The organism is Stutzerimonas stutzeri, assembly GCF_024448935.1.
GTDB classification, from domain to species: Bacteria; Pseudomonadota; Gammaproteobacteria; order Pseudomonadales; family Pseudomonadaceae; genus Stutzerimonas; species Stutzerimonas stutzeri_AO.
Genome location: NZ_JAMOIE010000001.1, coordinates 112,079 through 136,385 on the forward strand (window position 1 = coordinate 112,079; position 24,307 = coordinate 136,385).

Here is a 24,307-nt window from a genome sequence, read left to right on the forward strand (position 1 = left end):
GTCCGTGCTTGCGGCGAGCCATCGGCCTGGCTGGGCCGCACGCCTCTCGATGGGCTGAAAAAGATGCTGGATAATAAAGCATGACCTGCCTATCGGCTAGCGCCGTGGAGAGCCCCTGATATGCCGCAACATGATCAACGTCTGCTGGACCTCAACGCCTGGCTGGAGCCTCATCTGCACGCGCTTTTCGCTCGTCGCGGCTGGGGCGACGTGCCCGAGGTGTCGCTGGTTGCTGCCAGCAGTGACGCCAGCTTCCGTCGTTACTTTCGGTGGGAGGCAGGGCAGCACAGCTTTATCCTGATGGACGCGCCACCGCCCCAGGAGAACTGCCAGCCGTTCGTGAACATTGCGGCAATACTGGCCGAGGCTGGCGTGCATGTGCCGGAAATCCTCGCGGCCGACCTCGAGCGGGGCTTCTTGCTGCTCAGCGATCTCGGTCGGCAGACCTACCTGGACGTGATCGACGGCGATAATGCTGATGCGCTCTTCGCTGACGCCATTTCGACGCTGCTGAGGTTCCAGGCCAACGCCAGCCAAGCAGCGCTGCCTTCCTATGACGAAGCCCTGCTGCGCCGCGAGCTGCAGCTGTTTCCTGAGTGGTATGTGCAACGGCATCTGGGCCACAGCTTTACGGCGGATGAGCAGCAGCTGTGGGATCAAGCCTGCCGTGTGCTGATCGACTCGGCGCTGGCCCAGCCAACAGTGCTGGTGCATCGCGACTATATGCCACGCAATCTGATGCTCAGCGAGCCGAACCCCGGCGTACTGGATTTTCAGGACGCCGTGATCGGCCCGGTCACCTATGACATCACCTCGCTGTTCAAGGATGCCTTTCTCAGTTGGCCGGAAGAGCGGGTGCTTGGCTGGCTGCAGGGTTACTGGGATTGCGCGCGCGCGCGGGGGGTGCCGGTGCAGGAGAGCTTCGCCGAGTTCCATCGCGCCAGCGATCTGCTGGGCCTGCAGCGCCACCTCAAGGTCATCGGTATCTTTGCGCGAATCTGTCACCGTGACGGCAAGCCACGCTACCTGGGCGACGTGCCGCGCTTTTTCGCTTATCTCGACACCGTGCTGGAGCGCCGCCCTGAACTGGCCGATCTCAAGCGACTGCTGCAAGGGTTGCCGCAGGGGCCCGTTGCATCATGAGGGCGATGATCCTGGCGGCGGGCAAGGGCGAGCGCCTCCGGCCCCTGACCTTGCACACACCCAAACCGCTGGTCCGCGCGCGCGGCGTGCCGCTGATCGAGTACCACATCCGGGCGCTGGCCGAGGCCGGTATCGACGAGCTGGTGATCAATCATGCCTGGCTGGGTGAACAGATCGAGGCGTACCTCGGTGACGGTCGGCGTTTGGGCGTTCGCATCCAGTACTCAGCCGAGGGCGAGCCACTGGAGACCGGCGGGGGGATTCATCGTGCCTTGCCGCTGCTGGGGGCGGAGCCTTTTATCGTGGTCAATGGCGATATCTGGACCGATTATGACTTTGGTGCGCTGAAGCGGCCACTCAAAGGATTGGCGCATCTGGTGCTGGTGGACAATCCGGCGCATAACCTCAAAGGCGATTTCAGCTTGATCGACGGCTGCATTGGCGACGCAGACACCGCGACGCTGACCTACAGCGGCATCGCCGTACTCAGCCCGCAATTGTTTGCCGGGTGCCGTGCCGGTGCGTTCAAACTTGCGCCTCTGCTGCGCCAGGCGATGGCTGTGGGCAAGCTGAGCGGTGAGCATTATCGCGGGCGCTGGATTGACGTTGGGACGCATGAACGTCTGGCTGAAGTCGAGCGCATCCTCGAGGCTCAGCGCTGAATGTTCTGGCCAATCACGTTTCTAGGCGCACTCGCAGGCTGGCTGCTGGCGAGCATTCCGGGCGCCCTGTTGGGTGCACTGATCGGGCAGGTGCTGGATCGTCGCTTCGGGCTCGACTCCTGGGCGAGTGTTCGGCAACTGCTAGCAAGGGCCAAACCGCTGACGCAGGGCAATGACTTGCTGTTTTTCCTGCTCGGACGCTTGGCGAAAAGCGGCGGGCGTATCAGCGAGGCACACATCCAGGCCGCCCGCAGTGAGATGCGCCGGCTCCAGTTGACCGCTCCTCAACAACGCATGGCGATCGATGCCTTTTACCGCGGCAAATCCAGTGGCGACGGGCTACGCGAGCCCTTGCAAAGATTAAGGGGGCGGCAGGATGAAGCGAAGGCGCTCCTGCAAGCCTGCTGGCGTATGGCCAGGGCACAGGGGCAGATCGATGCGCGTGAGCATGAGTTGATCATGCTCTGGGGCAAGTGGATGGGCTGGGATTCGGTGGCCGTGGCGGCGCTGGACCAGCAAGGGGGGCGCCGCCAGGGCGCGCCGAGCAACCCCGGTGGGGCCTACGAGCAGGCATTGCGGTTGCTGGGAGTCCGAGCCGACAGCGAGCCGAAGGCCATCAAAAGGGCCTATCGGCGCCTGCTCAGCAAGCACCACCCGGACAAGCAGGCCGGTGCCGGCGCAACCGCCATCGAGGTGCGCGAGGCAACCGAGCGGACCCGCGAACTGCACCATGCCTATGGCCTGATTCGCGAGCGGCGCGGCTTTCGTTAGCGCGAGCCGGTCGGCGCTTCTATTTCTCGCTTGAGCCAGCCGCGGACTCGTCGAACAAGCGCTTCCTGATCGGAGGGGCGATCGCCGGTCTGCTGGGGTAATCCGACTTGGCGATAGGCCGGGTGCTGGATTCGGCGGCTGGCGTTCAGTCGCTCGCGAGCTGTCCGTTGCTCGTTCCCTGAGTCCTTGTAATAGAAGTCCCCGGTGGCCAGCTTGAGGGTCGGCACCAGCTGCGCAAGCGGCTCGTCCTGTCCTTCCGGTTGGCGCGGCTGGATCACCAGCAGATGCCTGACATCCGCCGGCGCCCGTTGCTGAAGATAGCGGGCCGCCCAATAGCCGCCTGTCCCCTGGCCTAGCAGCACAATCGCTGCAGGTTGTCTGCTGCGGGCGAAGGCCAGGGCCGCCTCGATGCGTGCGGTGATCTGCTCGGCCTGCTCAGGCTCAGGCTTGGGCGTGGCCGTTTCGGCCGGGGCTTGCGCGTCGCCGTCGTCGGCTGCCGATTCGCCTGGCGCTGCTGCGGCTTCTTCAGGCAGATAGCCGGCCTCGCTTGGCGGCGGATCTTCGCTGGGCTGTTCTGTCTCGGTTTCGGGCGCGTCGGTCGGCTGCTCGGGCGTTTGCTCCGTGGCCGGCGGTAACAGCAAGCCCGGCGAGTCCGGTAGGCTCAGGCTCAGGGTGTGCCAACCGTGGTCCGGCAGGCCACGACGCAGCGGGCCGATGCCGCGCGGCCAGTCAGTGCTTTCGCCCGCGCCAGGCAACAGGACGATGACACCCTTGGGGTCAGCCACATTGGCGGGGCGCCAGAGCGCAACGAAGTCGTCCTTATCCGCGTTCAGGCTGATGAACTCGCTGGGCGGCAGTTGGCGCAACAGGTCAGCGGCCATGGTCGCGCTGCGCGAGGGCAGCGGCGGGCGATCGACAGCGACCGGAGCCGGAGTGGCTTCCGGTTCGGCTGGCTCCTCGACGGCGTTGACCAAAGGACTGGTGACGATGGCCAGCAAGGCGATCGCCAGACCAGTTGAAACGCAAGCTCGAACCATGGGCTTTCCTGATAGGCGCCGGCCTGGCGCTGCCGTGGTGCTGGCGCAGGCGGTGCAGATGCACTACAAAAGCGTTTTCGGCACGACTGCCGATCCCGTGAGGCTTATGGTGTCATTTCTGCTGCGTTGTTGCTGCCTGTTGCTTCTGCGGCACCTACCACAACGTGCTGCGTGTGCGGTCGCCGCTGATTGCCGGGGACGAGCTGCTCGAGCGTGGCCTGGCGACCGCCGCCGAGTGCTTCGACGCGCCGACCTGATCCGGGCGACGCTTCGACATCCGCCACGGATGCCGGACGCGCCGCAACGAGGCGGTTTTTCGAGTCCGCACATCCAGTAGCCGTCCCGTCGCGGGTAAACTCTGCAGCCCTTCTGTGCGCACCGGAACGCCAATGGATTTCGACGACCCCAGTTTTCGCGAGCTGCTCGATGCGCTGCATGATGGCGTCTATATCACCGATGCCGATGGCATCACCCTCAAGGTCAACAGCGCCTACGAGCGGCTGACCGGGTTGCGCTGCGAGGATGTGGTTGGTCAGCACATGCAGGCGTTGGTGGAACAGGGAATGATTTCCCAGTCGGTATCGCTGCGGGTGCTCAAGGAGGGCAAGGCGCTGTCGCTGATGCAGAGTGTCAGCCAGGGCAAGCGTCTGCTGGTCAGCGGTACGCCGATCTTCGCCGCCGATGGCCAGGTGCGTTACGTGGTCAGTACCGTGCGTGACATGACCGAACTGCTGCGTATGAAGCACGAGCGCGATGAGTTGCAGCAGCTCAAGCAGCTGCGCAGCAGTACCGCGAAACTGCATGCCGGCCAGCGCGATGATCTGCTCGACGCATCGCCGGTCGCCAGTCTGCCCGCCTCCGGGCGGGTGTTCGCTCAGGCACGGCAGGTCGCGGCCAGCGATGTGAAAGTCCTGCTGCAGGGCGAGACTGGCGTGGGCAAGACGCTGATCGCTCAATACATCCACAAAAGCAGCCCAAGGTCCGCGCAGCCATTCCTGGCGCTCAACTGCGGTGCGCTGCCGGAGAATCTCATCGAGACCGAACTGTTCGGCTACGTGCCGGGCGCCTTCACTGGCGCCGGCAGCAAGGGCAAGCGAGGGCTGCTGGAGCTGGCGAACCAGGGCACCGTGTTCCTCGATGAGGTCGGCGACCTGCCGCTGGCGCTGCAGGTGAAGCTGCTCAAGGTCATTGAGGAGAGCCGCTTCATTCCGGTCGGCGGCCTAGAGCTGAAGGAAGTCGATGTGCGCATCATCACCGCCACCCACCATGACCTGCGTGCGATGGTTGCCGAAGGGCGTTTCCGCGCTGATCTCTATTACCGGCTCAACGTAGTGCCGATTCGTATCCCGGCACTGCGCGAGCGGCGTGAGGAAATCCAGCCGCTGCTCGACTTCTATCTGGCCGAATTCAATCAGCGCTACGGCCGCGAGCTGGAGTGGGGACTCGAGGCTTTAGACGCACTGACCGAATACGCCTGGCCGGGCAACATCCGCGAGCTGATCAATCTGGTCGAGCGCCTGGTCGTCACCTGTAGCGGGGTGGCCGTGGAGCTCTTCGACCTGCCCGAAGAGATGCGCAGCAGCGGGCGGGACGCCAGTGGCAACAACCTGCTGCCGCTGCGCAAACAGGTCGAGCAGCTTGAGCGGCGGCTGATCCGCAACGCACTGGTGCAGCACAAGACCACTCGCGAAGCGGCCCGCGCACTCGGTCTGAGCCAGGCAACCCTGGTGCAAAAGATGAAGCGCTGGGAGCACGGCTGATTGAGCAATGGATCATGGGGCTGGTTTTTGATCCATTTGCTGATCGCAGTGGCACCCCGATAACCTGTGGCAAATCGACGCAACCCGTCTGCGGTGCGGGTTGCGCCAGGCTGGCACAGGAATCGCTATGACAGTTACCGACGCCGTCCAGTTAGACACCATAAAAAGGGCCTGATAATGAGTATTGCTGCCTTCAAGATCGCCAATAAGCTACTGACCGGCCAAGGTGCCGTCGAGCAACTGGCGAACGAATTGCCCCGCCTGAACATGCACAATCCGCTGATCGTCACCGATGCCATTCTGATCAAGTCCGGCACGGTCGAGCACGTCCTCAAACAGCTGGGCGAGCGACCCTACGGTATCTTCGATGGTGTCAAACCGGAGCCGGAGATCGCTATCGTCGAGGCCTGCGCCAAGGTGTACCACGCCGGTGGCCACGATGGCTTGATCGGCGTCGGGGGTGGTAGCGCCATCGATATCGCCAAGGCGGTCGCCGGCTATGTCGGCCATGAGGGTGCGCTGGAGGAGCTGTTCGGGGTCGATCAGGTCAAGCGCAAAGGCCCACCGCTGATTGCCATCCCGACCACGGCCGGTACCGGTTCGGAAGTGACCAACGTGTCGATTCTTTCGGACAAGAAGGCGCAGCTGAAAAAAGGCATCGTCAGCGATTATCTGCTGCCCGACGTCGCCCTCGTCAGCCCGTTGATGACCCTGACCTGCCCGCGCAGCGTGACCGCCGCCAGTGGTGTCGATGCCCTGGTGCATGCCGTGGAGTCGTACCTGTCGCTGAATGCGTCACCGATCACCGACGCCCTGGCCATCGGCGCGATCAAGCTGATCGCCAGGGCACTGCCCAAGGCCTACGCCAACCCGGCCGACCTGATGGCGCGTGACGAAATGGCCACCGCCAGCCTGATGGCCGGCATGGCCTTCGGTAACGCTGGCGTGGGGGCGGTACATGCTCTGGCCTATCCGCTGGGCGGGCGTTTCAACATCGCTCATGGCGTCAGCAATGCGCTGCTGCTGCCCTACGTGATGGCTTGGAACAAGCTGGCCTGTGTCGAACGCATGGCCGAGATCGCCGCCGCCATGGGTGTGCAAACGCACGGGCTCAGCGACAAGGCAGCTGCCGACCTGGCCGTCGCAGCCATGGCCGAGTTGTGCGCCAGCGTCGACATTCCCAAGGGCATGCGCAGTTTTGGCGTGCCGGAAGACGCGATTCCTGCCATGGCCGAGGAGGCCAGCAAGATCGACCGCCTGATGCGCAACAACCCGCGTCGCCTGACTGCCGGCGATATCGAGCAGATCTACCGCGCCGCCTACTGACCACTGCAACAATCCGATGAAGCGCCCTGGTTCCGCCGGGGCGTGCTGGTTTACGACCGATACTAATAACTCCAGGTATTTCACATGTCCGAACTACGCCAACAAGGCCCTGAAGCCCCTTACACGCCGCTTGGCCCTTTCAAGCTGCGGCTGCCGTTCATCCACTACCGTTTCGAGATGTCCGACTACATGCAGGGCTTGCTCATGTGTGCGGTGGACTTGGCGGCCATTCCGTTGATGACCGAATTCCTCGGCATGCCGTTCGAGGTAGCACTGGCGGTGGTCATGCTCAACGGCCTGCTCTACCTGACGCACCACCTGTTGGGCGATCCGGTGGTGCCGGGCTGGATCACGCCGGCCATTCCCCTGTTGATGGCGTACTGCAGCCAATTTCCGGAGGGTCCGGAGCGGGTGCATGCGCTGATTGCCTTCCAGTTGATGCTGGGGGTGTTCTCCATCGGCCTGGGCATGACCGGGATGGCGCGGAAGGTGGTCTCGCTGGTGCCATCGGCGCTCAAGGCGGGGATCATCATGGGCGCCGGGCTCAGTGCGGTGGTTACCGTGTTCAAGGAAGGCGGTCGTTTCGATAGCTTCCCCTGGACCATCTCGATTGCCATCGGTATCGCTTTCTACCTGGTGTTCTCCATCCATTTTCAGGAGCTGAAGAAGCGCAACCGCTTCTGGTGGAACTTCGCCAAGCTGGGCATCTTCCCGATCATCCTGCTGGCAGTCGTCGTCGCGCCGCTCTTCGGTGAGGCGGCCTGGCCCAGCATCGAGTGGGGTATCAGCAAGCCGGACTTCGTGACCCTGTGGAACGAATACACCGTGTTCGGCCTGGGCATGCCGCCATTGATGATGTTCATCACCGCGATTCCGACTGTGTTTGCCGCTTATCTGGTGGTGTTCGGTGATCTGCTGGGGGCTAAAGCGATCCTTTCCGAGGCAGACGATATTCGCCGTGACGAGAAGGTCGATTTCGACCCCAATCGTTCCCATATGATCTTTGGCGGCCGCAATGCCTTCATGAGCCTGTTCGGGCCCGATGTCGCCATGTGCGGGCCACAGTGGTCGGCGATGCAGGTAGTGATCACCGAGCGCTTCAAGGGCGGCCCCACGGCGATGAAGTCCATTTACGGCGGCGTCGGCTCGTTCCGCTGGGGCACCAATACCGGCCTGCTGTTGCTGCCGGTGGTGACCCTGGTGCAGCCGATTCTCGGCGTAGCGCTGGCGCTGACCCTGCTGATTCAGGGGTATGTGAGCGTGCGCCTGGGCATCATGGAAGCACGCAGCCAGCGCGACTTGGGCATCGCCGGGGTGATCGGCGCGGTGCTGGCGATCAAGGGCGCTGCCTGGGCTTTCGCCATTGGCGTGGGCCTGTGCCTGCTGATCTACGGTGCACGCTTCTTCCGTGGCGAGAACGATCAAACGTTCAGCAAGGATGTACCGCCTGTTGATCCGGCCAGCAAGCCTCTCGACTAATCATCCCTGCCGGGCGCCACGGTGCCCGGCTACAGGAGCGACCATGCAACTCAAAGATCCCGATCTGCTGCGTCATCAGGCGTATATAAATGGCCAGTGGAGCGATGCCAGCGATGGCGCGACCATGGAAATTTACAACCCGGCCAGCGGCGAGTCCCTCGGGCGTGTGCCGAACCTGGGCGTCGAGCAGACCCGCGCCGCCATCGAGGCCGCCCGCATTGCCCAGCCGGCCTGGCGCGCGCTGACCGCCAAGGAGCGCGCCGCGCGGCTGCGCACGTGGTACGAACTGATGCTGGCCAACCAGGAAGACCTGGCGCAGATCATGACCGCCGAGCAGGGCAAGCCACTGACCGAGGCGCGGGGTGAAGTGCTCTACGCCGCCTCGTTCATCGAGTGGTTCGCCGAGGAAGCCAAGCGCGTCTATGGCGACACCATTCCCGGCCACCAGGCAGACAAGCGCCTGATCGTGACCAAGGAGCCGGTCGGTGTGACCGCCGCGATCACGCCCTGGAACTTCCCGGCAGCGATGATCACCCGCAAGGTCGGTCCAGCCCTGGCTGCCGGTTGCGCGATGGTGCTCAAGCCCGCTCCCCAAACACCGTTCAGCGCGTTGGCACTGGCCGTGCTGGCCGAGCGTGCCGGCATTCCGGCCGGACTGTTCAGCGTGTTGCCAGCCGACACCGAGCGCTCCCGTGAAGTGGGCGGCGAACTGTGCGCCAACCCCATCGTGCGCAAGCTGTCGTTCACCGGCTCCACCGGTGTCGGCATCAAACTGATGGAGCAAAGCGCGCCGACGCTGAAGAAACTGTCGCTGGAATTGGGCGGTAACGCGCCCTTCATCGTCTTCGAAGATGCCGATCTGGATGCGGCAGTGGAAGGCGCCATGGTGTCCAAGTACCGCAATGCCGGGCAGACCTGTGTGTGCGCCAACCGCCTGTACGTGCACGACGCGGTGTACGACGCCTTCGCCGAAAAGCTGGCAGCAGCGGTGGCGAAGCTGAAGGTCGGTCACGGTGCCGAGGCGGGCGTGACCACCGGCCCGCTGATCGACCGCAATGCCGTGGCCAAGGTCCAGGCGCACCTGGCCGATGCGCTGAGCAAAGGCGCCAAGGTGCTGCAGGGCGGCAAGGCCCACGCGCTGGGCGGCAACTTCTTCGAGCCGACCGTGCTGACCGGTGTGACCCCCGAGATGCGCGTTGCCCGCGAAGAGACGTTCGGCCCGCTGGCGCCGCTGTTCCGCTTCCATGACGAAGCCGATGTAGTACGCCAGGCCAACGACACCGAGTTCGGTCTCGCCTGCTATTTCTACACCCGCGACCTGGGCCGCACCTTTCGTGTGGCCGAGGCGCTGGAGTACGGCATGGTGGGCATCAACACCGGACTGATTTCCAACGAAGTGGCACCGTTCGGCGGCATGAAAGCCTCCGGCCTGGGCCGCGAAGGCTCCAAGTACGGCCTCGATGAATACCTGGAGATCAAGTATCTCTGTCTGGGCATCTGAGGCGAGCTGCACCCGGCAAGGCAGCTTTTTGTCAGTCGCCAGGGCGAGGTGGCAATTGTGCCTTCGGGTGGCGCTGCCAGGCGCTGGCGTAACCGCTACAATGCGCGGCATTCCGCCGTGCTACCCGAGGTCGTCATGCAGCCGTTCGCCATCGCTCCCTCCATTCTCTCCGCCAATTTCGCCCGCCTGGGCGAGGAAGTGGACAACGTGCTCGCCGCCGGCGCCGACATCGTCCATTTCGATGTGATGGACAACCATTACGTGCCCAACCTGACCATCGGCCCGATGGTCTGCTCGGCGCTGCGCAAGCATGGCGTCACCGCGCCCATCGACGTGCACCTGATGGTCAAACCGGTGGATCGCATGATCGGCGACTTCCTCGAAGCCGGCGCCAGCTACATCACCTTTCACCCGGAAGCTTCGGATCACATCGATCGCTCGCTGCAGCTGATAAAGGATGGCGGTGCCAAGGCTGGTCTGGTGTTCAACCCGGCGACACCGCTGGAGGTGCTCAAGTACGTCATGGACAAGGTCGACATGGTCCTGTTGATGAGCGTCAACCCCGGCTTTGGCGGCCAGAAGTTCATTCCCGGCACGCTGGACAAGCTGCGCGAGGCGCGTGCCCTGATCGACGCCAGCGGCCGTGAGATTCGCCTGGAGATCGATGGCGGCGTCAATGCGAAGAACATCCGCGAGATCGCCGCAGCCGGGGCCGATACCTTCGTCGCCGGTTCGGCCATTTTCAACCAGCCGGACTACAAGGCCGTGATCGACCAGATGCGCGCCGAGCTGGCGCTGGCCTGCTGATGACTCGCCTGCAGCAGCTTTTCGACGGCAAGCTACCGCGGCTGGTGATGTTCGACCTGGACGGCACCCTGATGGACTCCGTGCCGGACCTGGCGGCCGCGGTGGACAAGATGCTGATGCTGCTGGGCCGAGCGCCCGCCGGCATCGAGCGGGTACGCGACTGGGTCGGCAATGGCTCGCGGGTGCTGGTGCGTCGCGCCTTGGCCGGTCGGCTGGAGCATGACGGCGTAGGCGATGAGCTGGCCGACGAAGCGCTGGCGCTGTTCATGCAGGCTTATTCCGGCGGCCACGAACTGACCACGGTCTACCCCGGCGTTCGGGAATGCCTGGACTGGCTGCGCGAGCGTGACGTGAAACTCTCGATCATCACCAACAAACCGGCGCAGTTCATCGAACCGCTGCTGGAAGAAAAAGGCCTCACCGGTTATTTCCAGTGGCTGGTCGGGGGCGATACCTTGCCGCAGCAGAAGCCCGATCCCGCGGCGCTGTTGTGGGTCATGAGCCAGGCAGGCGTCGCGCCCGATGCGTCGCTGTTCGTTGGCGACTCACGCAACGATGTGCGCGCGGCAAAAGCGGCGGCCGTTCCCTGTGTCGCGCTCAGTTATGGCTACAACCACGGCGAGCCCATCGGTAATGAGGAACCTGCACTGGTGCTCGACGACCTGCGCGAGCTGGTTGCTTCGGTTTCGGGGCTGAGCTAGTGTGGGCTCTGTTCCGCACATCCCGCAGACGAGATCAGATCGTGGTGGTCACCCGCAAACAATGGATGAATGTCATCAAGGCCCTGGCCCGTTGGCGCTGGCGCGCCTGACATTTCCTGCCGGCTCGCCCGGTACGTTTGCACAGCTCGACCTTATGTAGTTCCCCGCCGACCACGAGGCTGACATGATCCGCGAAGAATTCCTGCGTTTGGCCGCCGAAGGCCACAACCGCATCCCTCTGTCGTTCGAAACCCTTGCTGACTTCGACACGCCGCTGACGCTCTATCTCAAGCTGGCCGACGCGCCTAATTCCTACCTGCTCGAGTCCGTACAGGGCGGCGAGAAGTGGGGGCGTTATTCGATTATCGGCCTGCCGTGCCGCACCGTGCTCAGGGTGCATGATCACAATGTTAGCGTGACCACCGATGGCATCGAGACCGAACAGTCCGAGGTCGAGGATCCGTTGGCCTTCGTCGAAGCCTTTCAGCAGCGCTATCGTGTGGCGCCGGTCGAAGGCCTGCCGCGCTTCAACGGCGGGCTGGTGGGCTATTTCGGCTACGACAGCGTGCGCTATGTCGAGCGCAAACTGGGCAATTGCCCCAACCCGGATCCGCTGGGCACGCCGGATATCCTGTTGATGGTTTCCGACGCCGTGGTGGTCTTCGACAACCTCGCCGGCAAGCTGCACTGCATCGTGCTAGCCGATCCATCGCAGCCGGACGCCTATGAGGCGGGGCAGGCGAAACTTCAGGCGCTGCGCGAAAAACTGCGCCAGTCGATCACACCGCGCCTGGGCCTGGACTTCGAGAATGGCGGCGGCACCGAGCCGACATTCCGCTCCAGCTTCAGTCGCGAGGACTACGAGCAGGCGGTTAACCGTATCAAGGACTACATCCTCGCCGGCGACTGCATGCAGGTGGTGATCTCCCAGCGCATGTCGATTCCCTTCAAGGCCGCGCCGATCGATCTGTACCGCGCACTGCGCTGCTTCAACCCGACGCCCTACATGTACTTCTTCAATTTCGGCGATTTCCACGTGGTGGGCTCGTCGCCGGAAGTGCTGGTGCGGGTCGAGGAGGGCCTGGTCACGGTCCGCCCCATCGCCGGCACCCGCCCGCGCGGCGTCAACGAGGAAGCCGATCTGGCGTTGGAGCAGGACCTGCTCAGCGATGCCAAGGAGCTCGCCGAACATCTGATGCTGATCGACCTGGGGCGCAACGACGTCGGCCGTGTCGCCGAGACCGGCACGGTCCGGCTGACCGAGAAGATGGTCATCGAGCGCTATTCCAACGTGATGCATATCGTCTCCAACGTCACCGGCCAGCTCAAGGCGCCACTGACGGCGATGGATGCACTGCGCGCGATCCTGCCGGCCGGCACCTTGTCTGGTGCCCCGAAGGTCCGCGCCATGCAGATCATCGACGAACTGGAGCCGGTCAAGCGTGGTGTCTACGGCGGCGCCGTCGGCTATCTGGCCTGGAACGGCAACATGGATACCGCTATTGCCATCCGTACCGCAGTGATCAAGGACGGCGAACTGCACGTGCAGGCCGGTGCCGGCATCGTCGCCGACTCGCAACCGGCGCTGGAATGGGAAGAGACGCTGAACAAGCGCCGCGCGATGTTCCGCGCGGTGGCCTTGGCGGAGCACGGGAGCGACTGACTTCGGCGCGGCTCATGGGCCCATTCGGCGACTGCGACTAAAGTCCTTATTAGTCGCAAGGGCGCCCGGCTTGGCTGTAGCGGGCAAGCGATGCTCTGGTCTCAGCGGCTCTATCAGGTGGCGGGGCGGATTGCGCGCCATGCCGGCCAACTGATTCTGAAGAGCAGCGAGCCGATGCGGGACGAGGCCTGATGCGTGCTTCGCGTCGCTCCAGCGCCGGCTACCAGCTGTCCGACGACGACGATGCCGAGCGCCTGCGCTTCATCCGCGTCGCCCAGTGCCTCGGTTTCACGCGCGCCGGGATCGGCGAAATCATCCGGCACGGCCGCCGGCGCGAAAGCCCGTGCCCGTTGGTCGCCTGCGGCCCCGATCCTTGCCGCGGTCCCCGCGACAAGGAGCCCGTCATGCGGAAATCCGTGCGCTGGTGAAACGGGAATGATTGACACAGGTCAATGTGCGGAGCCGGATTCCCGCCGATCCTGTGTGCTTGCCGACTCCATGCGCCGCACGGCATGGAGTTTTGATTCAAACTCGAATGGCCGCGGGTGACGTTTCTGTCGCGCCTGCCATGGTGCTCTCAGAAGCGCCCGAGTCCGCAGCTCTCCCCTTAAAACTCGGCATGCGATGCATGCCGCAGGAGGGTCAGATGAGTCACGATACTTCGTCGCGTTCATCGGCGTGCGCATGTTCAGACACGGGGACACGGCGGTCACGGCGGCCACTCGGGCCATGCGCGCGGCGGCGGCTCTTGCGAGATCACGCGCGAATGCCTGCGTGCACTTGCCAAATCTGTCGGTCCAGCCCCACTGGAATCTCACGCGGAGATCATCCATGCAGGCCATTCTTGATCTGATCGGACGCAACTGCTGCGCGGGCGGCCTGACTGTTTGCCAGCTGCAGCTGGCTAGGACCCTCGACCGTTTGCCGGTCACCCGCGACTACCTCTACCCCGCCGCCACGGCCCGCTCCGCGGCGACCCCACGACGCACTTCGCAACGGAGAGCCAGCGCATGAAGACCCCGAAGACTCAGAAAGCCCCAAAAACCCCAAAAACCCCGGACACGGCCATCACGGCTCCGCCGCAAGCTGGCGCCACCGGGTGCTGCGGCGACAGGCGCCAATCGATGATCGCCGATGCGGCCTATTACCGCGCGGAGCGCCGAGGGTTCTGCGGAAACGCCGACGACGCGCTGAACGACTGGCTGCAGGCCGAAGCCGAGATCGAGCGGGTGCCGGCGGCACCGCCGGAATCTTCGAGTCCCGGGGACGACAGCCCGACGCGCTGATTGGCATCCATCCCTCACACGGAGAACAGCTTATGAATTCCGTCAAGGTCGCCATCAATGGCTACGGCGTCATCGGCAAGCGCGTCGCCGACGCCGTCAACGCCCAGGATGACATGGCGCTCGTCGGCGTCGCCGACATCGTCGACGACTACCGCATCAAAACCGCCGCGTTGCTCGACATCCCGGTCTTCGCTGCGACCGCGGACGCCGCCGACCGGATGCGTGCCGCCGGGATCGCGCTGGCAGGCGACCTCAAGGCGATGCTCGGTCAGGCCGACGTGGTGGTCGACTGCACGCCGAAGAAGGTCGCCGCCGGCAACAAGCAGCTGTACGACGAGCTGCGCATCAAGTCGATCTTCCAGGGCGGCGAATCGCACACGCTCACCGGCCATTCCTTCGTCGCCCAGGCCAACTACGCGACCGCGCTCGGTCGCGACAGCACGCGCGTGGTGTCGTGCAACACGACCTCGATCCTGCGCACGCTGGGCGCGCTCAAGCAGGCGGGCCTGCTCAAGCGTGCGCGTGGCACGCTGATCCGGCGCGCCTCGGACCCGTGGGAAGCGCACCAGGACGGCATCATGAACACCGTGGTTCCGGAAAAGTCGATCCCGAGCCACCAGGGCCCGGACGCGCGCACGGTGGATCCGGATCTGGACGTCGTCACGATCGCCGTGAAGGCCGCGCACAACTCCAGCCATCTGCACACCTGGTGGGTGGAGCTGACGCGCGAGGCCACGCGCGAGGAGGTGCTGGCCGCGTTCCGCGCCGCGCCGCGTATCGCCTTCGTGCGCACGCACGATGGCCTGAGCGCACTCAACAGCACCGTGGAGCTGATGGCCGATCTCGGCCGGCGCCGCGGCGACATGTGGGAAGTCGCGCTGTGGGAGGACGTGCTGACGGTCGATGGCAATCAGCTCTATTACTGCTACCAGGTGTTCAACCAGGCGATCGTCATCCCCGAGACGATCGACGCGATCCGTGCGCTGTCCGGTATCGAGACCGACGCCGAACGCTCGATGGCCAAGACCGATCGCACGCTCGGCCTGGTCCGGGACTTCCTGTCCACCGCTGACCGGGAGCCGGACGCATGAGCACCTATCGCTACATCAAGTTCTTCGGCGAGCTCGGCATCGATGACGTGCCGCTGGTTGGCGGCAAGAATGCCTCGCTCGGCGAGATGTATCGCGCGCTGGCCCCCGCAGGGGTCCGCATCCCCAATGGCTTTGCAACGACTGCGGACGCCTACCGATTCATGCTCGACCAGGCACAGGCCTGGGATCCGCTGCACGCCGCGCTCGACGGCATTGATGCCGACGACGTCGCCGATCTGGCGCGGCGCGGCAAGCAGGCACGCGAAATCGTCTATGGCGCGGGCCTGCCATCGGCGCTCCAGCAGGAGATTCTCGACGCCTACGGCCGCTTGCGCGCGGAGTACGGCGATGGGCTCAGCCTCGCGGTGCGCAGTTCGGCCACCGCCGAGGATCTGCCGACCGCGAGCTTCGCCGGCCAGCAGGATACGTTTCTCAACGTCCACGGCGAGCAGTCCCTGCTCGACGCCTGCCGCCGCTGTTTCGCGAGCCTGTTCACCGACCGCGCAATCCACTACCGCATCGACCAGGGTTTCGACCATTTCAAGATCGCGCTGTCGATCGGCGTGATGAAGATGGTGCGCTCGGATCTGGCCAGTTCCGGCGTGATGTTCACGCTCGACACCGAATCCGGCTTCCGCGACGTGGTGTTCATCACCGGCGCCTACGGGCTCGGCGAGAACGTGGTGCAGGGCGCGGTCGATCCCGACGAGTTCTACGTCCACAAGCCGAGTTTCCGCGCCGGCCATCGCGCGGTGCTGCGGCGCGCGCTGGGCGACAAGCACCTGAAGATGATCTACGCAGAGGGACGCACGCGCGAGGCGACGCGCAACGTGCCGACAGCGCAAGCCGATCGCGAGCGGTTCTGCATCGACGATGCGGACGTGCTGACGCTCGCCGACTACGCGATGCGCATCGAGGACCACTACAGCGGCAAGGCCGGATCGGACCGGCCCATGGACATCGAATGGGCCCGGGACGGCCTCGACGGACAGCTCTACATCGTCCAGGCGCGGCCCGAGACGGTCGCCTCGCAGAAGCACGGCACGGTGCTCGAAAGCTACCGCCTGACCGGCAGTGGCCCGGTGCTGGCCCGCGGCCGCTCGGTCGGCAGCGGTATTGCGGCCGGTCGTGCCCGTGTCATCACCGGCGTCGCGCAGCTGCCGGACTTTCGTCCCGGCGAAGTGCTGGTATCCGACACCACGACGCCGGACTGGGAACCGGTCATGAAGCAGGCGGCGGCGATCGTCACCAATCGCGGCGGCCGCACCTGCCATGCCGCGATCGTCGCACGCGAACTGGGGATTCCGGCCGTGATCGGCGCCGGCGATGCCACCGAGCACGTCCCGGACGGGACCGAGGTGACGGTCTCGTGCGCCGAGGGGGATCAGGGACGGGTCTATCAGGGCCTGCTGGAATTCGCCGTCGATCGCACCGACCTGGCCGGCCTGCCGCGCCCACGGACCGGAATCATGATCAATCTGGGCAATCCCGATCTGGCCTTCAAGACCTCGTTCCTGCCGAACGACGGCGTCGGGCTGGCGCGCATGGAATTCATCGTCAACGACGCGATCAAGGTGCACCCGCTGGCGCTGCTGCATCCGGAAAAGGTCTCGGACCCGGCCGAGCGCGCGCAAATCCACCGGCTGATGCACGGTTACAGCGACGGCGCAGCCTATTTCATCGAACGCCTGTCGGAGGGCGTCGGCACCATCGCCGCCGCATTCTGGCCCAAGCCGGTGATCGTGCGCATGTCGGATTTCAAGAGCAACGAGTACGCCTCGCTGATCGGCGGCCGTGACTTCGAGCCGATCGAAGCCAACCCGATGATCGGCTTCCGCGGCGCGTCGCGCTACGCGCATCCGGCTTATGCCGAGGGCTTCGCGCTGGAATGCGCGGCGATGAAGCGCGTGCGCGAGGACATGGGTCTCGGCAATGTCGTGCTGATGATTCCGTTCGTGCGGCGGATTGCCGAGGCCGACGCGGTGCTGGCGGCGATGGCCGAACGCGGCCTCAGGCGCGGTGACAACGGTCTCAAGGTCTACGCCATGTGCGAGATCCCGAACAACGTGATCCTGATCGATGCTTTCGCGCAACGCTTCGACGGCTTCTCGATCGGCTCCAACGACCTCACCCAGCTCACGCTCGGCGTCGACCGCGACTCCGAAATCGTCGCCTTCGACTACGACGAGCGCGATGAGGGCGTGAAGGAAATGATCCGTCTGGCGGTCGAGGGCTGTCGCCGCAACGGCATCCATTCCGGCCTCTGCGGACAGGCGCCGTCGGACTATCCGGAGATCGCGGAATTCCTGGTTGAGCTCGGCATCGATTCGATCAGCCTCAATCCGGACTCGGTGCTGGCCACGACCCGGCTGGTGCTGAACGTCGAGGCCCAGCGTGATGCACGCGCGCCAGCGAGTCCCGCCGGGACATCACGACCGGAGGCCAATCGATGAACCTTCCCCTTTCCGTACAGACCCATTTCGCGGCAACCGAGCGCATCGCCTACTTCACGATGGAGATCGCCGCGCGCGCCGACATCCCCACCTACAGCGGCGGCCTCGGCATCCTCGCCGGCGACGCGATCCGCGCGGCCGCGGACCTGGAACTGCCGGTCGTCGCCGTGAGTCTGGTCAGCCGCCACGGCTACTTCCGGCAGGCGCTCGACGCCGAGGGCCGGCAGTCGGAAGCCCCCGATCCCTGGGATCCCGCCACGACGCTCCAGCGCCTGGGCGCGAAGGTCGTGGTGCCGATCGAAGGGCGCAAGGTCTGGGTCGGCGCCTGGCTCTACACGGTCGCGGGCCACCTCGGCGGGCATGCGCCGGTGGTTTTCCTCGACACCGATCTGCCGGAAAACGACACTGCCGACCGCGAGCTGACGCATCAGCTATACGGCGGTGACGACAGCTACCGCCTCAAGCAGGAAATCGTGCTCGGCATCGGCGGCCTGCGCATGCTCGGTGCGCTGGGTTTTCGTATCCGCAAGTACCACATGAACGAGGGACATGCGGCGCTGCTCGCGCTCGAACTGCTGCGGCAGGAGCGCGTCCTGGCCGACGAGCAGCGTCCCGGCGAACCGCCGTACGACCTGCCCGACGTGCGTGCGGCTTGCATCTTCACGACGCACACGCCGGTCGGCGCCGGTCACGATCAGTTCGACTATGGCCTGGTCGAACGCGTGCTCGGCAACTTCGTCGAGCGCGGCACGCTGCGCCGGCTGGCGGGCGACGCGCGCCTGGACATGACACGGCTGGCGCTGAACCTTTCCGGCTACGTCAACGGCGTGGCCAAGCGCCATGCGGAAATCTCGCGCCGCCTGTATCCGGGCTATACGGTGCGCGCCGTCACCAACGGCGTGCATCCGCACACCTGGACGCATCCGGCGCTGGCCGCGCTCTACGACCGTCATCTGCCCGGCTGGTGCAACGAACCGGAGATGCTGGTGCGCGCGGACTGCTGCCTGAGCGATGCGGACCTGTGGCAGGCGCGCGCCGTTGCCAGACGCGGCCTGGTCGACAAGGTTCGCGAGCAGACCGGCGTCGTGCTCGATCCCGAACTGCCGACGCTCGGCTTCGCGCGGCGCATGACTGCGTACAAGCGCCCCGAACTGCTGTTCACCGACCTGGAGCGCCTGCGTGCCATTGCGCGGCGCCACCCGTTCCAGATCGTGCTCGCCGGCAAGGCGCATCCGCGCGACGAGGAAGGCAAGCGCCGCATCGTCCAGGTCCACGCCGCGCTGCGCGCACTGGCGCCGGAGATCCAGGGCGCGTTTCTGCCGGATTACGACATGGCGCTCGCGCAGACCTTGACCCCCGGCGTCGACGTCTGGCTCAACACGCCGCAGCGGCCACTGGAAGCCTCCGGCACCAGCGGCATGAAGGCCGCGCTCAACGGCGTGCCGAGCCTGTCGGTGCTCGACGGCTGGTGGATCGAGGGCTGCGTCGAAGGCGTCACCGGCTGGGCGATCGGCGACGGCCCCGACAGCGCGTCGGACGGCGACGCCGAATCGCTGTACACCAAGCTCGAGCGCGACGTGCTGCCGCTGTACCACGAACACCGTGACGCCTGGATCCGCGTGATGAAGAGCGCGATCTCGCACAACGGTTCGATCTTCACCAGCCACCGCATGATGCGGCGCTACGCGTCGGAAGCCTATCTGTAGGCGCGGGCCGACCTGGAGCTACACGATGACCTATTACTACGTGTGGCTGCTGTGGTCACCGGTGATTCATCTCGGTGTGGTGCTTCTTCGCGGCGGGGCTCAGCCTCGTCATCCTCGTGTACTGCACCGCCAACAAACCCGCTCCAATCAGCGGGGGTCGCCACAACGCGCCACACGGGCAGACGTAAGCAATACCGCTCTCACTCAGGGGAGTGTCCTGATGCATCCGAACATACCGGGCTTGCCCGGTTTTCAACTGAATCCCCGCACGATCGGCGGCCTCGCCGCGGCGGCCGTGCCGGTGAACTCGTCGAGCGCTCCGGTGGCGAGGCCGAAAAAGATGAAACTCGAGATCGCTGACGATGCGATGAGGGAAGTGTTGCGATGACCGAACGATTTTCCGACCTGACCCCGATCATCGACCTGGTCGCGGAGCCCGGCACCGGTGCGGTGCGCAGCCGGCGCCCGCTGTATGTCGATCTGCTGCCGCCCTGCAATCAGGCGTGTCCGGCGGGGGAAAACATCCAGGCCTGGCTCGCCCACGCCCAGGCCGGCCGCTACCGCGAGGCGTGGGAGACGCTGGTGCGGGACAATCCGCTGCCGGGCGTACACGGGCGAGTCTGCTATCACCCGTGCGAACCCGCCTGCAATCGGCGTGAGCTCGACAGCGCCGTTTCGATCCACGCGATCGAACGCTTCCTCGGCGACCTCGCCTCGCTGGAAGGCTGGGCCTTGCCGGTCGATGCCCCGCCGAGCGGCAAGCGGGCCCTCATCGTCGGCGCCGGCCCCAGCGGCCTGTCGGCCGCCTACCAACTCGCGCGCCGCGGCCATACGGTCGAGATCCGCGAAGCCGGTCCGCTGCCCGGCGGCATGCTGCATTTCGGCATCCCGGCCTACCGACTGCCGCGCGCGGAGTTGATGAAGGAAGTGCGGCGGATCGAGGCCATGGGCGTCAGGATCGTGCTCGATCACAAGGTCGAGGACCTGCTCGCCGAGCAGGAGACCGGAAACTTCGATGCGGTGTTCGTCGCCATCGGGGCGCACGTTGCCAAACATGTCGACATCCCGGCGCGCGATGCCGCCCGCGTGCTCGACGCGGTGAGTCTGCTGCACAAGGTCGGCAGCGGGGAGCGCCCGCGCCTCGGCCGCCGGGTCGTGATCTACGGCGGCGGCAACACCGCCATGGACGCCGCGCGCACCGCCAGGCGCCTCGGCGCCGACGAGGCGCTGATCGTCTACCACCGCGACCGCGCGCACATGGCGGCCCACGCCTTCGAAGCCGACGAGGCGCTCGAGGAGGGCGTCAGGATCCAGTGGCTGACCCGCATCAGGGAGATCGCGGACACCTCGCTCACCGTCGAGGTCATGGAGCTGGACGCCGACGGCCGTCCGCAGCCGACCGGAAAGCTCGAGACCCTGGAGGCGGATGCCGTGGTGCTGGCGCTGGGGCAGCAGACCGACAGCGGCTTCCTGCGCCGGATTCCGGGCCTCGAATTCCAGCCCGACGGCACGGTCATGGTCGGTCCGAACATGATGACCGGCCGGCCGGGAATCTTCGCCGGCGGTGACCTGGTGCCGGGCGAGCGCACCGTCACCGCGGCGGTCGGGCACGGCAAGCGGGCGGCGCGGCACATCGATGCCTGGCTGCGCGGCGCGACCTGCCAGCCCACCGAGAAGCATCCCGTCGTCACCTTCGACGGGCTGAACCTGCCGATCTACAGCGACGCCGAGCCGTCCATACAGAAGAGGCTGCCGGTCGCCGCGCGTACCGGCGACTTCGCCGAGGTGCTGTCGGGTCTGAGCGAGACCGAGGCACGTTATGAAGCGCAACGCTGTCTGTCTTGCGGCAACTGTTTCGAGTGCGACCAGTGCTATGCGGCTTGCCCCGAACAGGCGATCGAAAAGCTGGGGCCGGGGCGCCGCTACCGCTTCCTCTACGAGCGCTGCACCGGCTGCGCGGTCTGCTTCGAGACCTGCCCGTGCCACGCGATCGAGATGATTCCAGAACCTGCACGCGGAGGGAACGAGTGATGCCCGATCAGACCGACATGCCCTGCACCGGCACCCTCGACGGCAATGCCGCGGCGGCGCACGTCGCCTACCGCGTCAACGAGGTGTGCGCGATCTACCCGATCACGCCGGCCTCGCCGATGGCCGAGCTGGCCGACGAGTGGACGGCGCAGGGCCTGACCAACCTGTGGGGCAGTGTCCCGGTGGTGCACGAAATGCAGAGCGAGGGCGGCGCCGCCGGCACCGTGCACGGCGCGCTGCAGTCGGGGGCCCTGACCACCACCTTCACCGCCTCGCAGGGCCTGCTGCTGATGCTGCCGAACATGTACAAGATCGCCGGCGAGCTGACGCCGACCGTGTTCCACGTCGCGGCGCGCGCTCGCCACCTCGGCGCTGTCGATCTTCGGCGATCACTCCGATGTCATGGCCGCACGCACCACCGGCTTTGCGCTGCTGTCCTCGGCATCGGTGCAGGAGGCACACGACCTGGCCTTGATCGCGCAGGCGGCGACGCTGGAGGCGCGAGTGCCGTTCCTGCATTTCTTCGACGGCTTCCGCACCTCGCACGAGGTCAACACGCTGACCCTGCTCGGCGACGCCCAGATCCGGGCGATGATCGACGACGACCTGGTGCGCGCCCACCGCGCCCGCGCGCTGAGCCCGGAACGCCCGGTGGTCCGCGGCACCGCGCACAACCCCGACACCTTCTTCCAGGCACGCGAGGCCTGCAATCCCTACTACGCGCGGGTGCCGGCCATCGTGCAGGCCTGCATGGACCGCTTCGCCGCGCTGACCGGCCGCAGCTATCGGCTGTTCGAGTATGACGGCGCGCCCGACGCCGAGCGCGTCATCGTAGTGATGGGCTCGGCGGTGGAGACGGTGCGCGCGACCGCTGCCAGGCTGAATCGGGACGGCGAGCGCGTCGGGGTCCTGCAGGTGCGGCTGTACCGCCCGTTCTCGACCGCGGCGTTTCTCGCCGCGCTGCCGACAGCCTGCCGCGCGCTTGCGGTGCTGGATCGAACCAAGGAACCTGGCGCCCCGGGCGAACCGCTCTACCTCGACGTGGTCACGACCCTGGCGCAGGCGGTCGCCGACGGCACGCGGGCGTCCCTGCCGCGCATGATCGGCGGGCGCTACGGCTTGGGTTCGAAGAACTTCAATCCAGCCCAGGCCAAGGCGGTGTTCGATGAACTGCAGAAGTCATCGCCCCGAAACGGTTTCACGGTTGGCATCGAGGACGACGTCGCGCACACCAGCCTCGCGGTGGACGCCGCATTCTCGCTCGAGCGCGACGACACGGTGCGCGCGCTGTTCTACGGCCTGGGCGCCGACGGCACCGTCGGCGCCAACAAGAACAGCGTGAAGATCCTCGCCGAGGAGCCGGGACGGTATGCCCAGGGATATTTCGTCTACGACTCGCACAAGTCCGGTGCGCAGACTATTTCGCACCTGCGCTTCGGCAGCCAGCCGATCCACGCGCCGTACCTGATCGAATCGGCCCAGTTCATCGCCTGCCACCAGGCGGCCTTCCTGGATCGCATCGACGTGCTGCGGCTGGCTGCCGACGGCGGCGTGTTCCTGCTCAACACGCCACACGGAGCGGACGCTGTGTGGGACCGGCTGCCGCGCGCGCTGCAGCAGCAGATCCTCGACAAGCAGTTGCGCTTCTTCGTGATCGACGCCAGCCGCGTCGCGCGCGAGGCCGGCCTGGGCGGGCGCATCAACACGGTGCTGCAGACCTGCTTTTTCGCGATCTCCGGGGTGCTGCCGCGCGACCAAGCGATCCAGCGCATCAAGCAGTCGATCGAGCACAGCTACGCAGCCAAGGGGGCGGACGTGGTGCGCCACAATTTCGCGGCCGTCGACCGGACGCTGGCGCAGCTCTTCGAGGTCGCAGTGCCGGCCGCGGCCAGCAGCGCCTTCGACCGTCCGCCGGTCGTGCCGGCGCAGGCGCCGCGCTTCGTGCACGAGGTGACGGTGCCGATGATGCTCGGCCGCGGCGACGAACTGCGCGTCGGCCAGTTGCCCGCCGACGGCACTTTCCCACCGGGCACCGCGGCGTTCGAGAAGCGCAACATTTCCGACAGCGTGGCGGTCTGGGACGCGGACCTGTGCGTGCAGTGCGGCCAGTGCGGCTTTGCCTGCCCGCACAGTGTGATCCGCACCAGGTATTGCGGCGCCGACGCTCTGGACGGCGCGCCTGCGGGGTTCGCATCGGCGCCGGTCAATGCCCGCGGTTATCCGGATGCGCGCTTCTCGCTGCAGGTCTATGTGGAGGACTGCACCGGCTGCGGCATCTGCGTCGAGGTCTGCCCGGCGCACAGTCCGCGCGATCCCGGCGTCAAGGCCATCAACCTCGGGCCGAAAGCGCCGCTTCTCGACCAGGCGCGCAGCGATATTGCGTTCTTCGAGACGTTGCCGGTCAACGACCGCGCGCGCGTCGATTTCGCCAATGTGCGCGGCGTGCAGTTCCTGCAGCCGCTGTTCGAGTTTTCCGGTGCCTGCGCGGGTTGCGGCGAGACCCCCTACCTCAAGCTGCTGTCGCAGTTGTTCGGCGACCGGCTGCAGATCGCCAACGCCACCGGCTGTTCGTCCATCTACGGCGGCAACCTGCCGGTCACGCCCTGGACGCGCGACGCCGACGGCCGCGGGCCGGCCTGGTCGAATTCCCTGTTCGAGGATAACGCCGAGTTCGGGTTGGGATTCCGTCTGGCCGCCGACCAGCACCTCGAACTGGCGCGCACCCGCCTGCGTGAGCTGGCGCCGGTGGTGGGCGAGCAACTCGCCGGTTCGATTCTCAACGCACCGCAGCTGCACGAATCCGAGTTGCGCGCCCAGCGCGCGCGCGTCGACGGGCTGAAGCAGAAGCTCGCGGCCCTGGACGAGGACGCCGCGCGCGAACTGCTCTCGA

General features: G+C 65.8%; 19 protein-coding genes and 1 pseudogene. 19 read left to right on the top strand and 1 reads right to left on the bottom strand.

Going from position 1 to position 24,307, the window contains the following annotated elements; genetic code table 11:
- Positions 1 to 120: 120 nt before the first annotated feature.
- The 3 genes from NA637_RS00490 to NA637_RS00500 are packed head-to-tail and all read left to right on the top strand — an operon-like array spanning position 121 to position 2,576.
- Positions 121 to 1,143 (top strand): aminoglycoside phosphotransferase family protein, encoded by a 1,023-nt coding sequence (locus NA637_RS00490; RefSeq protein ID WP_256070419.1) that lies wholly within the window; start codon positions 121 to 123, stop codon positions 1,141 to 1,143.
- Positions 1,140 to 1,805, top strand: a complete 666-nt coding sequence (gene murU, locus NA637_RS00495) for an N-acetylmuramate alpha-1-phosphate uridylyltransferase MurU (RefSeq protein ID WP_256070421.1) — start codon at positions 1,140 to 1,142, stop codon at positions 1,803 to 1,805. The genes NA637_RS00490 and murU overlap by 4 nt, the downstream gene beginning before the upstream one ends.
- On the top strand, positions 1,806 to 2,576 hold the full coding sequence (locus NA637_RS00500; protein ID WP_256070423.1) for a DnaJ domain-containing protein: 771 nt from the start codon (positions 1,806 to 1,808) through the stop codon (positions 2,574 to 2,576).
- Here NA637_RS00500 and NA637_RS00505 read toward each other — a convergent pair.
- Positions 2,573 to 3,613, bottom strand: coding sequence for an alpha/beta hydrolase family protein (locus NA637_RS00505; protein WP_256070424.1), 1,041 nt, complete (start codon positions 3,611 to 3,613; stop codon positions 2,573 to 2,575). The genes NA637_RS00500 and NA637_RS00505 overlap by 4 nt on opposite strands.
- Positions 3,614 to 4,002: 389 nt before the next feature.
- On the opposite strand from NA637_RS00505, the gene NA637_RS00510 reads away from it, so the two are divergent.
- The 16 genes and pseudogenes from NA637_RS00510 to nifJ all read left to right on the top strand — a co-directional run.
- Complete coding sequence (locus NA637_RS00510) at positions 4,003 to 5,373, top strand: sigma-54 interaction domain-containing protein (protein WP_256070425.1); 1,371 nt, start codon at positions 4,003 to 4,005, stop codon at positions 5,371 to 5,373.
- Positions 5,374 to 5,550: 177 nt separating this feature from the next.
- Positions 5,551 to 6,699, top strand: a complete 1,149-nt coding sequence (locus NA637_RS00515; protein WP_256070427.1) for an iron-containing alcohol dehydrogenase — start codon at positions 5,551 to 5,553, stop codon at positions 6,697 to 6,699.
- Between the two features lie 84 nt (positions 6,700 to 6,783).
- Positions 6,784 to 8,178, top strand: coding sequence for a DUF3360 domain-containing protein (locus NA637_RS00520; RefSeq protein ID WP_256070428.1), 1,395 nt, complete (start codon positions 6,784 to 6,786; stop codon positions 8,176 to 8,178).
- A 43-nt stretch (positions 8,179 to 8,221) separates the two neighbouring features.
- Positions 8,222 to 9,679: an NADP-dependent succinate-semialdehyde dehydrogenase gene (gabD, locus tag NA637_RS00525; protein WP_256070430.1), complete on the top strand. Its 1,458-nt coding sequence runs from the start codon at positions 8,222 to 8,224 to the stop codon at positions 9,677 to 9,679.
- A 135-nt stretch (positions 9,680 to 9,814) separates the two neighbouring features.
- Complete coding sequence (gene rpe / locus NA637_RS00530) at positions 9,815 to 10,486, top strand: ribulose-phosphate 3-epimerase (protein WP_256070432.1); 672 nt, start codon at positions 9,815 to 9,817, stop codon at positions 10,484 to 10,486.
- Positions 10,486 to 11,187: a phosphoglycolate phosphatase gene (locus NA637_RS00535; protein ID WP_256070433.1), complete on the top strand. Its 702-nt coding sequence runs from the start codon at positions 10,486 to 10,488 to the stop codon at positions 11,185 to 11,187. Before rpe ends, NA637_RS00535 begins: the two co-directional genes overlap by 1 nt.
- Before the next feature lie 184 nt (positions 11,188 to 11,371).
- The gene (gene trpE, locus NA637_RS00540) at positions 11,372 to 12,850 is read left to right on the top strand and encodes an anthranilate synthase component I (RefSeq protein ID WP_256070435.1); all 1,479 of its coding nucleotides are present in this window, start codon (positions 11,372 to 11,374) and stop codon (positions 12,848 to 12,850) included.
- Positions 12,851 to 13,041: 191 nt separating this feature from the next.
- Positions 13,042 to 13,278, top strand: a complete 237-nt coding sequence (locus NA637_RS00545; protein ID WP_256070437.1) for a MerR family DNA-binding protein — start codon at positions 13,042 to 13,044, stop codon at positions 13,276 to 13,278.
- Between the two features lie 403 nt (positions 13,279 to 13,681).
- Positions 13,682 to 13,864 (top strand): hypothetical protein, encoded by a 183-nt coding sequence (locus tag NA637_RS00550; RefSeq protein WP_256070439.1) that lies wholly within the window; start codon positions 13,682 to 13,684, stop codon positions 13,862 to 13,864.
- Positions 13,861 to 14,136 (top strand): DUF2934 domain-containing protein, encoded by a 276-nt coding sequence (locus NA637_RS00555; protein WP_256070441.1) that lies wholly within the window; start codon positions 13,861 to 13,863, stop codon positions 14,134 to 14,136. Before NA637_RS00550 ends, NA637_RS00555 begins: the two co-directional genes overlap by 4 nt.
- 32 nt (positions 14,137 to 14,168) lie before the next feature.
- A complete protein-coding gene (locus NA637_RS00560) occupies positions 14,169 to 15,227 on the top strand; it encodes a type II glyceraldehyde-3-phosphate dehydrogenase (protein ID WP_256070442.1) in 1,059 nt (352 codons plus the stop codon).
- The gene (gene ppsA / locus NA637_RS00565; RefSeq protein WP_256070443.1) at positions 15,224 to 17,680 is read left to right on the top strand and encodes a phosphoenolpyruvate synthase; all 2,457 of its coding nucleotides are present in this window, start codon (positions 15,224 to 15,226) and stop codon (positions 17,678 to 17,680) included. Before NA637_RS00560 ends, ppsA begins: the two co-directional genes overlap by 4 nt.
- Positions 17,677 to 19,386 carry an alpha-glucan family phosphorylase gene (gene glgP / locus NA637_RS00570; RefSeq protein ID WP_256070444.1) on the top strand — a complete coding sequence of 570 codons (1,710 nt, stop codon included), beginning with the start codon at positions 17,677 to 17,679 and terminating at the stop codon, positions 19,384 to 19,386. The genes ppsA and glgP overlap by 4 nt, the downstream gene beginning before the upstream one ends.
- A 25-nt stretch (positions 19,387 to 19,411) precedes the next feature.
- Positions 19,412 to 19,774, top strand: coding sequence for a hypothetical protein (locus tag NA637_RS00575; RefSeq protein ID WP_256070445.1), 363 nt, complete (start codon positions 19,412 to 19,414; stop codon positions 19,772 to 19,774).
- A complete protein-coding gene (locus tag NA637_RS00580; protein ID WP_256070446.1) occupies positions 19,771 to 21,417 on the top strand; it encodes an NAD(P)-binding protein in 1,647 nt (548 codons plus the stop codon). Before NA637_RS00575 ends, NA637_RS00580 begins: the two co-directional genes overlap by 4 nt.
- Before the next feature lie 119 nt (positions 21,418 to 21,536).
- Positions 21,537 to 24,307, top strand: a pseudogene (nifJ, locus tag NA637_RS00585) (pyruvate:ferredoxin (flavodoxin) oxidoreductase); the annotation flags it as partial.